Here is a 14438-nt window from a genome sequence, read left to right as displayed (position 1 = left end):
GTCGTCCTCCTCCTATATGAATAGATCCTCCGCGTTGCTCCTCGCTTTTGTCTTCCTCAGCGGCTGCCAGGCTTTGGCACCCGTTTCGTCGGACGGTACGCCGCCGGTCGAAGACAGCACTCCGGCCCCTGAAAAGCCCAAGGTTTACAGCTCATTCAGCGAAGATACCGTCTTCAGCCTGTTGAGCGCCGAACTGGCTGGCCAGCGCAATCGCTTCGACATTGCCCTGGACAACTACGTGACCCAGGCGATCAACACCCAGGATCCGGGCATTTCCGAGCGGGCATTCCGTATCGCCGAGTACCTGGGCGCTGATCAGGCCGCGCTGGACACCGCGCTGATCTGGGCGAAAAACGCCCCGGACGACCTCGAGGCGCAACGGGCCGCTGCGGTGCAGCTGGCTCGCGCCGGACGTTATGACGATTCGATGCTCTATATGGAGAAAGTCCTGCAAGGCAAGGGCGACACGCATTTTGACTTCCTCGCCCTGTCTGCGGCCGATACCGATCAGGACACACGCAACGGCTTGATGAAAAGCTTCGACCGTCTGTTGCAGCGCCACCCGAACAACAGCCAGCTGATTTTCGGCAAGGCCTTGCTGTTGCAACAGGACGGTGACGCCAAGGGCGCGCTGGGCCTGCTGGAAGACAATCCGCCGGACGAGGGCGAAATTGCCCCGATCCTGCTGCGCGCACGCCTGCTGCAATCGCTCGAGCGTGGCGATGAAGCCTTGCCGCTGCTGAAAAAAAGCATCAAGAAGTACCCGGACGACAAACGCCTGCGCCTGACCTACGCGCGCATGCTGGTTGAACAGGACCGCATGGCCGATGCCAAGGTCGAGTTCTCGAGCCTGGTTCAGCAGTACCCGGAAGACGACGAACTGCGTTATTCGCTGGCACTGGTGTGTCTGGAAGCCAAGGCCTGGGACGAGGCCAAGGGTTATCTGGAAGACCTGATCGCCCGGGACAGCCATGTCGATTCGGCTCACTTGAACCTCGGCCGTATCGCGGAAGAGCGTAATGACCCCCAAGGCGCACTGATCGAGTACGCCCAGGTCAAGCCGGGTAACGATTACCTGCCGGCACAATTGCGCCAGGCCGATATCCTGATCAATAACGGCAAGACCGCCGAAGCCCAACGCCGTTTGGCGGCAGAGCGCGATGAACAGCCCGATTACGTGATTCAGTTGTATTTGATCGAAGCCGAAACCCTGGCTGCCAACAAACAGGGGGACAAGGCCTGGAACGTCTTGCAACAAGCGTTGCAGCAATACCCGGACGACTTGAATCTGCTGTACACCCGCGCCATGCAGGCGGAAAAACGCAATGACCTGGCGCAGATGGAAAAAGACCTGCGGCTGATCATCAAGCGCGATCCGGACAACGCGATGGCACTGAATGCCCTCGGTTATACCCTGTCCGACCGCACGACGCGTTACGCCGAAGCCAAGGCCCTGATCGAACAGGCGCACCAGATCAATCCGGAAGACCCGGCGGTACTCGACAGCCTCGGCTGGGTGCATTACCGCCTGGGCAATCTCGATGAGGCCGAACGTTACTTGCGCCAGGCCCTGGAGCGCTTCCCCGACCAGGAAGTCGCCGCTCACCTGGGCGAGGTCCTGTGGGCCAACGGCAAGCAACGCGAAGCCAAGCAAATCTGGGGCAAGTTCCTCAAGGAGCAGCCCGACAGCCCTACCCTGCGCAGTACCATCAAGCGCCTGACCGGATCAGAGACTCTTTAAATTTATGTTCATGCGCCACATCATCGTTTTCAGCTTCATCGCCCTGCTCGCCGGTTGCGCGGGCTTCGGTGCCCGCGAATCGGTCCAGGGCCAAGGCAACCCGGCCCAATGGCGCGAGTACAAACAGCAGCTTACGGGGCTTGATGGCTGGCAGATCAACGGCAAGATCGGCATCCGCGCCCCCAAAGACTCCGGCAGCGGCACCTTGTTCTGGTTGCAGCGCCAGGATTACTACGACATCCGCCTATCCGGTCCCCTGGGTCGCGGCGCGGCTCGCTTGACCGGTCGCCCCGGCAAAGTCTCACTGGAAGTCGCCAACCAGGGCCGTTATGAAGCGACGTCTCCGGAAGCGCTGCTCGAAGAACAGCTCGGCTGGAAGTTGCCGGTGTCCAATCTGGCCTGGTGGGTGCGCGGGCTTCCGGCCCCGGACAGCAAAAGTCGCCTGACCCTGGACACCGACAGCCGTCTGGCCAATCTCGAACAGGATGGCTGGCAGGTGGAGTACCTCAGCTACGCCGAACAAAACGGCTATTGGCTGCCCGAGCGGATCAAACTGCATGGCACCGACCTTGACGTCACACTGGTGATCAAGGAATGGCAACCTCGCAAACTGGGGCAGTGACCATGACCGCCCCTCGCTTGACGCTGCCCTCCCCGGCCAAACTCAATCTGATGCTGCACATCCTCGGTCGCCGTGAAGACGGTTATCACGAGCTGCAGACCATTTTTCAGTTTCTCGATTACGGCGATGAAATCACCTTTGCCGTGCGCGACGATGGCGTGATTCGTTTGCACACCGAATTCGAAGGTGTACCGCACGACAGTAATCTGATCGTTCGGGCGGCAAAAAAACTTCAAGAGCAATCCGGCTGTTCGCTCGGTATCGACATCTGGATCGAAAAAATCCTGCCCATGGGCGGTGGAATTGGTGGCGGCAGTTCAAATGCCGCGACGACTTTGCTTGGCCTGAATCATCTCTGGCAACTGGGTTGGGATGAGGATCGGCTGGCTACTTTGGGCCTGACGCTGGGCGCCGACGTCCCGGTTTTCGTGCGTGGCCACGCGGCTTTTGCCGAAGGCGTGGGGGAGAAACTGACCCCTGTAGACCCCGAAGAACCTTGGTATCTCGTGCTTGTGCCGCAAGTATCTGTAAGTACAGCAGAAATTTTTTCAGATCCGTTGTTGACACGTAACTCTTCTCCCATTAAAGTGCGCCCCGTTCCCAAGGGAAACAGTCGAAATGACTGCTTACCGGTGGTAGCAAGGCGTTATCCAGATGTACGTAACGCTTTGAATTTGTTAGGTAAATTTACCGAAGCAAAACTCACCGGAACTGGAAGTTGTGTGTTTGGGGGCTTCCCAAGCAAAGCTGAAGCTGATAAAGTCTCGGCCCTTCTTACAGAGACCCTTACAGGGTTTGTAGCAAAAGGAAGCAACGTTTCGATGTTGCATCGCAAGCTGCAAAGTCTGCTCTAAAGGAACCGATTACTGGGTAATCGTTGCAACAGATACAGGGGCGTCGCCAAGCGGTAAGGCAGCAGGTTTTGATCCTGCCATGCGTTGGTTCGAATCCAGCCGCCCCTGCCATTTTCCATACTCATCCAGGTTACCCTCAGCCTCTAGGTACTGCGCGTGTCCAAGATGATGGTCTTTACGGGGAACGCTAACCCCGATCTGGCTCGGCGTGTTGTACGTCAGCTGCATATCCCTCTCGGTGACATCTCTGTCGGCAAGTTTTCCGACGGCGAAATTACTGCCGAGATCAATGAAAACGTCCGCGGTAAAGATGTCTTCATTATTCAGCCGACTTGCGCTCCGACCAACGATAACCTGATGGAACTGGTAGTGATGGCTGATGCCTTCCGCCGCTCCTCGGCTACTCGTATCACTGCTGTTATTCCTTACTTTGGTTATGCCCGTCAGGATCGCCGTCCGCGTTCCGCACGTGTGGCTATCAGCGCGAAAGTCGTGGCTGACATGCTTACCGTAGTCGGCATCGATCGTGTTCTCACGGTTGATCTGCATGCTGACCAAATCCAGGGCTTCTTCGATATTCCGGTAGATAACATCTACGGCTCCCCGGTTCTGGTGGATGACATTGAAGATCAGCGCTTCGAAAACCTGATGATCGTGTCCCCGGACATTGGTGGCGTCGTGCGTGCACGTGCCGTTGCCAAATCCCTGGGCGTGGACCTCGGGATCATCGACAAACGCCGTGAGAAAGCCAATCACTCTGAAGTGATGCATATCATCGGTGATGTCGAAGGGCGTACCTGTATTCTGGTCGATGACATGGTCGATACCGCCGGCACCCTGTGCCACGCGGCCAAGGCCCTGAAAGAGCATGGCGCTGCCAAGGTTTTCGCCTACTGCACACACCCTGTGCTGTCCGGTCGGGCGATCGAAAACATTGAAAATTCCATGCTGGACGAACTGGTGGTGACTAACACCATCCCGTTGTCCGCTGCTGCTCAAGCCTGCTCGCGTATCCGTCAACTGGATATCGCGCCGGTCGTTGCCGAGGCGGTCCGCCGCATCAGCAATGAAGAATCGATCAGCGCGATGTTCCGCTAAGGGCCCTGCCCTTCTCGAATGTCTCGTTGACGAAAAGCGCCCCGCCCCGGCATTCCTGTCGGGGCGGGGCTTTTTTGCCCATATCGCCTTTAGCGCTGGTCGCAAACGCTGGGGCGAATGTGGTTATTTTGGAGATACAACATGAACGATTTTACTCTGAATGCTGAAGTGCGTTCCGACCTGGGGAAAGGTGCGAGCCGCCGCCTGCGTCGTCTCGCAAGCCTGGTTCCAGCTGTAGTTTACGGTGGCGAAAAAGCCCCTGAATCCATCAGCATGCTGGCTAAAGAAGTTGCCAAACTGCTCGAAAACGACGCGGCTTACAGCCACATCATCGAGCTGAACGTTGGCGGCACCAAGCAAAACGTAATCATCAAAGCTCTGCAGCGTCACCCGGCTAAAGGCCACGTGTTGCACGCTGACTTCGTACGCGTAGTAGCTGGTCAGAAACTGACCGCTATCGTGCCTGTACACTTTGTCGGCGAAGAAGCTCCGATCAAGAAAGGCGGCGAAATTTCGCACGTTGTTTCGGAAATCGAAGTGACCTGCCTGCCGAAAGACTTGCCTGAATTCATCGAAGTCGACCTGGCTGACGCCGAAATCGGCTCGATCATTCACCTGTCCGACCTCAAAGCCCCTAAAGGCGTTGAGTTTGTTGCTCTGGCACACGGTGACGACAAGGCTGTTGCCAACGTTCACGCTCCACGTGTTGCTCCAGAAGCTACCGAAGAAGGCGCAGCAGAGTAATTCACTCTGCGATGCCGGAGTGATCAAGTAACATCGCGGACTGGAACGTAGCGAGAAAGCGGGCGAGAACGCGGAGTTTACATAATGGTAAATGAGCACTTGTCGTCCACTTTCGCCGCACACACTGGTCGCGGCGATGTTATCCACCACTCCAAGGAAGGGCCCCTATCGTGACTGCCATCAAACTGATCGTTGGCTTGGGAAATCCAGGCGCTGAATACGAACAGACCCGGCATAACGCAGGGGCCCTTTTTGTTGAGCGCATCGCGAACGCACAGGGCGTAAACCTTGTGGCGGATCGCAAATATTTCGGCCTGACCGGGCGCTATTCGCATCAGGGTCAGGATGTTCGTCTGCTGATTCCCACCACGTACATGAACCGCAGCGGCCAGGCCGTAGCGGCACTCGCTGGCTTCTTTCGCATCAAGCCCGAAGAAATCCTCGTGGCGCACGACGAACTCGACCTGCCTCCGGGCGTTGCCAAGCTCAAACAGGGCGGCGGCCATGGCGGTCACAACGGGTTGCGCGACATCATCGCGCAACTGGGCAATCAGAATACCTTTCACCGCTTGCGGCTTGGCATTGGCCACCCGGGCGTTGCCAGTATGGTTTCAAATTTCGTCCTGGGTCGTGCGCCACGCGCCGAACAGGAAAAACTCGATGCCAGCATCGATTTTGCCCTCGGCGTGCTGCCGGATATCCTCGCCGGTGAATTGAACCGTGCGATGAAAAACCTGCACAGCCAGAAGGCCTGACTCTACTCCTCGGGGAAAACACCATGGGATTCAATTGCGGCATCGTCGGCCTGCCTAACGTCGGCAAGTCCACCCTGTTCAACGCCCTGACCAAATCCGGGATCGCGGCCGAGAACTTCCCCTTCTGCACCATCGAACCGAACACCGGTATCGTGCCGATGCCGGATCCGCGTCTGGAAGCCCTGGCGGCCATCGTCAATCCCAAGCGCATCCTGCCGACCACCATGGAATTCGTCGACATCGCAGGCCTGGTGGCTGGCGCCTCGAAGGGTGAGGGCCTGGGCAACAAGTTCCTGGCCAACATCCGTGAAACCGATGCCATCGCCCACGTGGTCCGCTGCTTCGAAGACGAGAACGTGATTCACGTCTCCAACAGCGTCGACCCGAAACGCGACATCGAGATCATCGACCTGGAACTGATCTTTGCCGACCTCGACAGCTGCGAGAAGCAACTGCAGAAAGTCGCCCGCAACGCCAAGGGTGGCGACAAGGACGCCGTGGTCCAGAAAGGCCTGCTGGAGCAATTGATCGCTCACTTCACCCTCGGCAAGCCTGCGCGCACGCTGATGAAGACCATGGGCGCCGACGACAAAGCGGTGGTTCGTGGTTTCCACCTGCTGACCACCAAGCCGGTCATGTACATCGCCAACGTCGCGGAAGACGGGTTCGAGAACAACCCGCTGCTGGACATCGTCAAGGCCATCGCCGAAGAAGAAGGCGCCATGGTGGTTCCGGTCTGCAACAAGATCGAAGCCGAAATCGCCGAGCTGGATGACGGCGAAGAGAAAGACATGTTCCTCGAAGCCCTGGGCCTGGAAGAGCCTGGCTTGAACCGCGTGATCCGCGCCGGCTACGAGATGCTGCACCTGCAGACTTACTTCACCGCCGGTGTCGAAGAAGTCCGCGCCTGGACCGTCCGAGTCGGTGCCACCGCACCACAAGCCGCTGGCGTGATCCACACCGACTTCGAAAAAGGCTTCATCCGCGCCGAAGTCATCGCCTATGACGACTTCATCCAGTACAAGGGCGAAGCCGGCACCAAGGAAGCCGGCAAATGGCGCCTGGAAGGCAAGGATTACATCGTTAAAGACGGCGACGTGATGCACTTCCGTTTCAACGTGTAAAAACAGCTACACAACAAAAAGCCGCGTTTGATACGCGGCTTTTTTGTGCCTGAAATCCGGGCAACACCACCGACCTGTAGGAGCGAGGCTTGCCCGCGAAGCTTTTAGCGTCAGTGATGACGCCTTCGCGGGCAAGCCTCGCTCCTACAGGTCCCGCAGGGTCAGGTTTTTTTGGTTCTTGGCAGAAAGATCGCCAGCACGCCAAACAACGGCAGGAACGAACACAGGAAGTACACGTACTCAATGCCGTGAACATCCGCCAAATACCCCAGCAATGCAGCGCCAATCCCGCCGAAGCCGAACATCAACCCGAAGAACACCCCGGCAATCATCCCGACATTGCCCGGTACCAGCTCCTGGGCGTACACCACGATGGCCGAGAATGCCGAAGCCAGGATGAAGCCGATCACCACGCTGAGAATGCTGGTCCAGAACAGGTCGACGTGAGGCAGGATCAAGGTGAAGGGTGCCACGCCAAGAATCGAGAACCAGATCACTGCCTTACGCCCGATCTTGTCGCCGATCGGCCCGCCGAAGAAGGTCCCCGCCGCTACCGCTCCGAGAAACAGGAACAGATGCAGCTGTGAACTGGCCACCGACAGGTCGAATTTCTCGATCAGGTAAAAGGTGAAGTAGCTGGTCAGACTGGACATGTAGAAATACTTGGAGAACACCAGCAACCCCAGCACCACCAAGGCACTGATCACCCGGTTTTTCGACAAGCCGTGCGTCGCCGCCTGACCCTGCTTGAGCTTGAACAGACTCAAGTGGTTGGCGTACCAGCGACTGATCCGATAGAGCACGAACAGCGCAAATACCGCGAACAAACCGAACCAGGCCACATGGCCCTGACCGAAAGGAATGATGATCGCTGCAGCGAGCAACGGACCAAAGGCCGACCCCGCATTGCCACCGACCTGAAAGGTCGATTGCGCCAGGCCGAAACGCCCACCCGAAGCCAGTCGCGCCACGCGAGACGCTTCCGGGTGGAAAGTCGATGAGCCGATGCCGATCAGCCCCGCTGCCAGCAGAATCAACGGGAAGGTGCCGACCACCGACATCATGAGAATGCCGATCAGCGTGCACACCGTCCCGGCCGGCAGCAGCCAGGGCTTGGGATGGCGATCGGTGTGATAACCGACCCACGGCTGCAGCAGCGAGGCCGTCAACTGAAAGGTCAGGGTGATCAGGCCGACCTGGGTGAACGTCAGGCCATAGTTGGCCTTGAGCATCGGGTAAATCGACGGCAGCACCGACTGGATCAGGTCGTTGATCAAGTGCGCCAGGGCCACGGCGCCGATGATGCGCATGACCAAAGGGCTGCTTTGGGAAGTCGCGGATGCCGGCTGAGCGCCGGTCTGGACGTTGCTGATAGCCATGAGAATTTCCGTACAGCGGATGGGTGCACACAGGCAGGTGCGTCAATGTGCCATTTTTCAGTGCGGCAGCGCCATCCCCTTAGCCTGCTAACGACATCGGTAAGCTTGCTCGAAGGCGCCCGGGCCGTGAATCAGGCAGCGGGCACCCTGAGCCAGGACAACAAGGCCGTGAGCGCGAATATGGGAGATTTCAGCTCAATTGATGCCCTCCCCCGACCCGACTTTTCGGCCCAGAGGGATAAGCGGTTGAAAGCGCAGAGAAATATTTTATATTTAGGCTTGACGCATTGTCGTTTGCGGTGAATAATGCGCGCCACTTGGCTACATAGCTCAGTTGGTTAGAGCATAGCATTCATAATGCTGGGGTCCGGGGTTCAAGTCCCTGTGTAGCCACCAAGTACTAAAAACGGCTTACCGAAAGGTAAGCCGTTTTTTTATGCCCCGTAAAAACCGGCCTGCTGGCGAAGGGTCCCGAACAGGCTCCACAGAACCTGAGTCGGACCAAGACACCTGTCACACTCGCATCGCCGCCAATGCGGACAACCCCCGCTCCCAGATCTGCCAGGTGCGCAGCCAGACCATCGCCTGCCAGTCTTTGTCGGCGGGATAGAACTGCTCGAGCAGATTCAGCTTGATCCCGCGCCCCACCGCATCATGCGGATTGCCATGCAGATGCAACCAGTGGTCATCGCGCAAATGACGATGAACCTCTGCCCCCGGGTAAGTCCCGCACTCGATCACAAAGGGCATCAACCGCACCTGCGGCAACGCATCGATCAGCGCCTGTGAGGTATAGCCGGTGGCTGTCGCGGCAACCCCGGTTTCGCTCAGCGTGTCGGCACCGGTCAGCAGCGTGTAGAGCCACGGACCGTAGATCGCCTGCGCGTCTTGCAGTGCCGGATAGGCCGACTCGGTGATGGTCAGCAACATCGGATGACCGTACTCCCCGGCCCCGGTATGCAAGTCAAAACACAGGGCGACGTCGGCGTGGGCGACGTGTTGCTCAATGACCTGGTGCAGCGTGCGATTCGACCAGCTCGGCGCCAGCCCGCCATAAAACAGGCCATCGGCATGACTGTGCTGGCCGCCTTCGACAATCGACATTACTGCCGGCCAACCCTGTTCGCGAATCTGCTGGTCGAGCAGCGCATCGGCGCGATCGCGTTCGGGGCCTTGCAGCTCGCTGCACGCATAAATTTCATGCAGCGCTGCATAGGCCTGATTGTCCGGCAGCGCGCGCTCGAAGTTCAGGTGATTGCGGTTCAGATCGATATTGTCTTCATTGACCCGCCGCAACCAGGCCGTACCCCAGGGATTGATCAGATGCACAAACACCACCGCCACATCGGCCGGCAGAGAACGCTTGCCCAACTCCTGCAGCCACTTGATCTGACATCCCGAACCATAGAAACCTTCGACCCCGTGGGTACCGCTCAGCGCGATCAGCAAGCGTTTGGCGGCCGGGTTGCCGATCACCGCCACATCGGTACTCAACGACTCGCCAAACGGCCCTTGGAGTGGATGCGGGTAGTGGGTCAGCGTCGCGCCGGCCGCCGTCGCCGCGGCGAGGAATTGTTCGCGCTGGGTGCGGTAGCTTGGCTGGGTGGGGAAGTCTGTGTGCATGCTTGCCTCTTGTTGATCTTCTGGCCTGTCTGTTGCCCTCGACCCTACAGATAATGCACTGACTGATGAAGGAAAAATGCGTCTTTGCCGTGGGCCATGGTTTGCGTCACTGGCTGTCGGCCGATAAAGTCCTCGGATCTTTTCCCACGGACGGAGTGCCCCGCGTGTTCTCAGCCTTTGACTTGAGCCGCTATCGCCTGTCAGCGCTGTCGCTGATTGCCACTGCCTTGGTCCTTGCGGCGTGCAATGCTCCGCCCGCTTCGACGTTGCCGATCGCACCGGAAGCCGCCTCGGGCTACCGCACCGACCTGCACACCCGGCACGCCTCGAAATACATGGCGGCAGCGGCCAATCCCCTGGCGGCCGAAGCCGGGCGGGAGATGCTGCGCCGGGGCGGTTCAGCCATCGATGCCGCCATTGCGATGCAAGCGGTGCTGACCCTGGTCGAGCCGCAGTCCTCGGGCATCGGCGGGGGGGCGTTGATCGTGCTCTGGGACGGCAAGACCGTGCGCACTTACGACGGTCGCGAAACCGCGCCGGCCGGCGCCACCGAGAGACTTTTCCTGCAGGCCGACGGCCAACCGATGCCGTTCACCCAGGCACAGATTGGTGGGCGATCCGTGGGCACCCCGGGGGTGTTGCGCGCACTGGAACTGGCTCATCACAAACACGGCCGCCTGCCATGGGCACAGCTGTTCGAGCCGGCGATCGAACTCGCCGGGCAAGGCTTCGCCATCTCCCCGCGCCTGCATCGATTGATCGCCTCGGACTCGTCCATCCGACGCTCGCCGCAGATGGCTGCGTATTTTTTGAACGCCGACGGCAGCCCGAAAGCTGCAGGCACGCAACTGAAAAACCCGGCGCTGGCCGCCTTGTACGAACGCATCGCCCAGGAGGGTCCCGATGCGCTGTACAAAGGCGCTGTTGCACAGGAGATTGTCGCCAGGGTTCAGGGGCACGCCAACCCCGGCAGCCTGTCGCTGAACGATCTTCAAGGCTATAGCGCCAAGGAACGCGCACCGCTGTGCACCGACTACAAACGCTGGCAAGTCTGCGGCATGCCGCCGCCGTCGTCGGGCGGGATCGCCGTGGCACAGATCCTCGGCACCTTGCAGGCCCTGGAAACCCGCGATCCACGCTTGGCCCTGGCGCCCTTGAAACCGCTCAAGACGGACAAGCCTGCGGGCCTCGAGCCGGCCCCTGACGCCGTGCACCTGATTGCCGAAGCCGAGCGCCTGGCCTACGCCGACCGCGCGCAGTATGTAGCCGACACGGACTTCGTGCCCGTCCCCGTCAAAGGCCTGGTAGACCCGACCTACCTGGCCAGCCGCGCCGCCCTGATCGGTGACCGCAGCATGGGCATGGCCAAACCCGGCACACCGCCGGGCATCCAGGTCGCCTATGCGCCCGACCGTTCGCCGCTGCGCATCTCCACCTCGCAAGTGGTGGCGGTCGATGACCAGGGCGGTGCGGTGTCGATGACCACCACCGTCGAATCCGCCTTCGGCTCGCACCTGATGGTTCAGGGCTTCCTGCTCAACAACCAGATGACCGACTTCTCGTTCATCCCCGAAGAGAACGGCCAGAAGGTCGCCAACCGCGTCGAGCCCGGCAAGCGCCCCCGCTCATCCATGGCACCGACCTTGATCTTCGACCGCCAGAGTGGCGAATTCCTCGCCACCATCGGCTCCCCCGGCGGTTCGCAAATCATCGAATACGTCGCCAAATCCACCATCGGCCTGCTCGACTGGAACCTCGACCCGCAAACCGCCATCAACCTGCCCAACTTCGGCAGCCGCAATGGCCCGACGGAACTGGAACGCGGACAGTTCAGCGCGGGACTGATCCAGGCATTGAAGGACAAAGGGCACAGCGTGACCGAGATCGACATGACCAGCGGGACCCAGGCGATTGTGCGGGTCAAGGATGCACAGGGAAAAGCCGCGTTGGCAGGTGGGGCGGATCCGCGACGTGAGGGGGTAGCGTTGGGGGATTGAGTCGTACACTGGAACGCGAAAGGGCTTACCGGGAGGTAGGCCCTGCACTCATCCTAACGCGAGATCTTCAGCGTCTGTCGCGCCTTGTGCCTCTCCAGCGCCAGCTCGATCAGGCGGCTGACCAGCTCGCTGTAGGTCATCCCGGTGGCCTGCCACAGCTTGGGGTACATGCTGATGCGGGTGAAGCCGGGGAGCGAGTTGATTTCGTTGATCAGCACTTCACCGCTGTCCGTCAGGAACACATCGACCCGCGCCAGTCCGGAGCAGCCCAACACCTGAAACGCCTCGACGGCCAAGGCACGAATGCGTTCGCTGGCCTCAGTGCTGATGTTGGCCGGGACCACCACTTCAGCCGCCTGATCGTCGATGTATTTGCTGTCGTAGGAATAGAACCCGCTGCGCACCACGATCTCACCGCAACCGCTGGCGATGGCGTCCTCGTTGCCCAGTACCGCGCACTCGATTTCGCGGCCGCTGACGGCGGACTCGACCAGGACTTTTTCATCGAAATCCAATGCCAGTTCGATCGCCGCCACGTACTCGGCTTCATCGCTCACCTTGCTCACGCCCACGGAAGAGCCCTGGTTCGCCGGCTTGACGAACAGTGGCAGGCCGAGCTTGCCCTGAACCTCGGCGAACCCGGTGCGCGCCGCCGTGGCACGGGTCAGGGTCACGAACGGCGTGACCGCCAGGCCAGCGTCACGCAGCAGGCGCTTGCTGATGTCCTTGTCCATGCAGACCGCCGAACCAAGCACATCGGAACCGACGAACGGCAGGTCGGCCATGCGCAGCAAACCTTGCAGGCAACCGTCTTCACCCAGGGTGCCGTGGACGATCGGGAAGATCACGTCGACATGGCCCAGCAGCTCCTGACTGGAGGTTTCGACCAATTGCTGGCTGGCCTTGCCCGGCACGACGGCCAGTTCGCGGTTGGACTGGTTGAGGGCGATCAGCGCAGGGCTTTCCTGGTTGAGCAGGAAGTTCGACGGATCGTTGAGGTGCCAGTGGCCTTGCTTGTCGATACCGATCAGCACCGGTTCGAAACGCGAACGATCCAGCGCATCGACAATATTTTTCGCCGACTGCAGCGACACTTCGTGCTCGGCCGAACGGCCTCCGAAAATAATCCCCACCCGCAGCTTGCTCATTCAAGACTCCTCAGCGATTGGCCATCCGATTACATAACGCTCGCGGCTGGGCAACTTCCGGTACGCGGCATCCGCGCGCCGAAATACGCCGCACTGCTCACGCCGACGGCGCCCATCACCGCGCTGAAAATCACACAGACCCACGGACTCCATGGCATCAGACCGATCAACAGCAGCGGGGTGACACTCGCCCACGCGGCGTAGGCAATGTTGTAAGTGAAGGAGATGCCCGAGACGCGAATCCGCGCCGGAAACAGGCTGACCATCACCGACGGCACCGCACCCACCACCCCGCAACAGAGACCGGCCACCGCGTACGCCAGACCGATCCAGCTGCCCCCGACGATCAGGCAGGTATAGAGCACGCCGATGCCCAACGGCAGCAGCAGGCTATAGAGCATCACGGTGCGCCAGGCACCGATGCGGTCGACGAGCAGCCCGGCGAGGACACAGCCGATGTTAAGGAAAACGATACCCAGCGCACTCAGGGCGAAGGTATGGCCGGCCGTCATGCCAAAGGATTTCTGCATCATGGTCGGGGTGATGACCACGAACACCACCACCGCCGAGGTCAGCACGCACGTGAGGAGCATCGCCGGCAGCATGGCCAGGCGATGTTCACGCAAGACCGTGCGCAGCGGCAGCTCGACCGCGGCATCGCGCTGGGCCTGCATGGCCATGAACACGGGCGTCTCGCTGAGCCAGCGACGCAGCCAGACGCCAATCACACCAAACACGCCGCCCAGCAGGAACGGATAACGCCAGGCGTAATCAAGGATTTCCGCCGGGGTGAACGCCTGGGCGAGAAAGGTCGCCGTCAGGGCGCCGATCAGGTAGCCAAAGGTCAGGCCGGCCTGCAGGAAGCCCAGGGCATAACCGCGATGGCCCACGGGTGCGTGCTCGGCGACGAACACCCAGGCGCTCGGCACTTCCCCGCCGACTGCGGCCCCCTGCAGGATTCGCAGGGCCAACAGCAGCAGTGGGGCGAAATAGCCGATTTGCGCATAGGTCGGCATGATGCCGATCAGCAGGCACGGCAGTGCCATCATCAGGATGCTCAGGCTGAAGACTTTCTTGCGTCCCAGCCGGTCGGCGAAATGCGCCATCAATATCCCGCCCAAGGGCCGCGCCAGATAACCGGTGGCGAAAATCCCGAAGCTTTGCAGCAAGCGCAGCCATTCGGGCATTTCCGGCGGAAAGAACAGCTGGCTGAGGGTCAGCGCGAAAAACACGAAAATGATGAAGTCGTAGATTTCCAGCGCGCCACCCAAGGCTGCAAGGCCCAGGGTCTTGTAGTCGGAGCGGGTGAACGGCGCCGGGCGCGAATCGGTGTTGGCAGTCATGAACAGAACT

The 14438-nt window shown here is 60.1% G+C and carries 12 protein-coding genes and 2 tRNA genes; 10 read left to right on the top strand and 4 right to left on the bottom strand.

Annotated elements, in window-relative coordinates; translation table 11 throughout:
- Positions 1-16: 16 nt before the first annotated feature.
- The 8 genes from ACA062_RS04120 to ychF all read left to right on the top strand — a co-directional run bounded on the left by ACA062_RS04120 (position 17) and on the right by ychF (position 6938).
- Positions 17-1741, top strand: coding sequence for a tetratricopeptide repeat protein (locus ACA062_RS04120; protein WP_497455322.1), 1725 nt, complete (start codon positions 17-19; stop codon positions 1739-1741).
- A gap of 4 nt (positions 1742-1745) precedes the next feature.
- Positions 1746-2363: a lipoprotein insertase outer membrane protein LolB gene (lolB, locus tag ACA062_RS04115; RefSeq protein WP_497455321.1), complete on the top strand. Its 618-nt coding sequence runs from the start codon at positions 1746-1748 to the stop codon at positions 2361-2363.
- 2 nt (positions 2364-2365) lie between these two features.
- Complete coding sequence (gene ispE / locus ACA062_RS04110; RefSeq protein WP_497455320.1) at positions 2366-3217, top strand: 4-(cytidine 5'-diphospho)-2-C-methyl-D-erythritol kinase; 852 nt, start codon at positions 2366-2368, stop codon at positions 3215-3217.
- A gap of 36 nt (positions 3218-3253) precedes the next feature.
- Positions 3254-3328 (top strand) — tRNA-Gln (locus tag ACA062_RS04105).
- Between the two features lie 45 nt (positions 3329-3373).
- Positions 3374-4315 carry a ribose-phosphate pyrophosphokinase gene (locus tag ACA062_RS04100; RefSeq protein ID WP_003208392.1) on the top strand — a complete coding sequence of 314 codons (942 nt, stop codon included), beginning with the start codon at positions 3374-3376 and terminating at the stop codon, positions 4313-4315.
- A 141-nt stretch (positions 4316-4456) separates the two neighbouring features.
- Positions 4457-5059, top strand: a complete 603-nt coding sequence (locus tag ACA062_RS04095) for a 50S ribosomal protein L25/general stress protein Ctc (protein WP_497457358.1) — start codon at positions 4457-4459, stop codon at positions 5057-5059.
- Positions 5060-5229: 170 nt separating this feature from the next.
- Positions 5230-5814 carry an aminoacyl-tRNA hydrolase gene (gene pth / locus ACA062_RS04090; RefSeq protein ID WP_497455319.1) on the top strand — a complete coding sequence of 195 codons (585 nt, stop codon included), beginning with the start codon at positions 5230-5232 and terminating at the stop codon, positions 5812-5814.
- A gap of 23 nt (positions 5815-5837) precedes the next feature.
- Positions 5838-6938, top strand: coding sequence for a redox-regulated ATPase YchF (ychF, locus tag ACA062_RS04085; RefSeq protein ID WP_497455318.1), 1101 nt, complete (start codon positions 5838-5840; stop codon positions 6936-6938).
- A gap of 161 nt (positions 6939-7099) precedes the next feature.
- Here the strand turns inward: ychF and ACA062_RS04080 are convergent, their stop codons facing one another.
- Complete coding sequence (locus tag ACA062_RS04080; RefSeq protein ID WP_497455317.1) at positions 7100-8317, bottom strand: MFS transporter; 1218 nt, start codon at positions 8315-8317, stop codon at positions 7100-7102.
- Positions 8318-8636: 319 nt separating this feature from the next.
- Here ACA062_RS04080 and ACA062_RS04075 point away from each other — a divergent pair.
- A tRNA-Met gene (locus ACA062_RS04075) sits at positions 8637-8713 on the top strand.
- A gap of 117 nt (positions 8714-8830) precedes the next feature.
- Here the strand turns inward: ACA062_RS04075 and ACA062_RS04070 are convergent.
- A complete protein-coding gene (locus ACA062_RS04070; RefSeq protein ID WP_497455316.1) occupies positions 8831-9940 on the bottom strand; it encodes a DUF2817 domain-containing protein in 1110 nt (369 codons plus the stop codon).
- A 164-nt stretch (positions 9941-10104) separates the two neighbouring features.
- Between ACA062_RS04070 and ggt the strand changes: the two genes are divergently transcribed.
- Positions 10105-11937: a gamma-glutamyltransferase gene (gene ggt, locus ACA062_RS04065; RefSeq protein ID WP_497455315.1), complete on the top strand. Its 1833-nt coding sequence runs from the start codon at positions 10105-10107 to the stop codon at positions 11935-11937.
- A 53-nt stretch (positions 11938-11990) separates the two neighbouring features.
- Here the strand turns inward: ggt and ddlA are convergent, their stop codons facing one another.
- Both ddlA and ACA062_RS04055 read right to left on the bottom strand, forming a co-directional pair.
- On the bottom strand, positions 11991-13085 hold the full coding sequence (gene ddlA / locus ACA062_RS04060) for a D-alanine--D-alanine ligase (protein ID WP_497455314.1): 1095 nt from the start codon (positions 13083-13085) through the stop codon (positions 11991-11993).
- A 29-nt stretch (positions 13086-13114) separates the two neighbouring features.
- Positions 13115-14428, bottom strand: coding sequence for an MFS transporter (locus ACA062_RS04055; RefSeq protein ID WP_497455313.1), 1314 nt, complete (start codon positions 14426-14428; stop codon positions 13115-13117).
- Between the last annotated feature and the right edge of the window lie 10 nt (positions 14429-14438).

The organism is Pseudomonas sp. LBUM1679, assembly GCF_059695565.1.
Note: the sequence above shows the minus strand (reverse complement) of the source record. Positions and strands in the feature narration are given on the sequence as shown.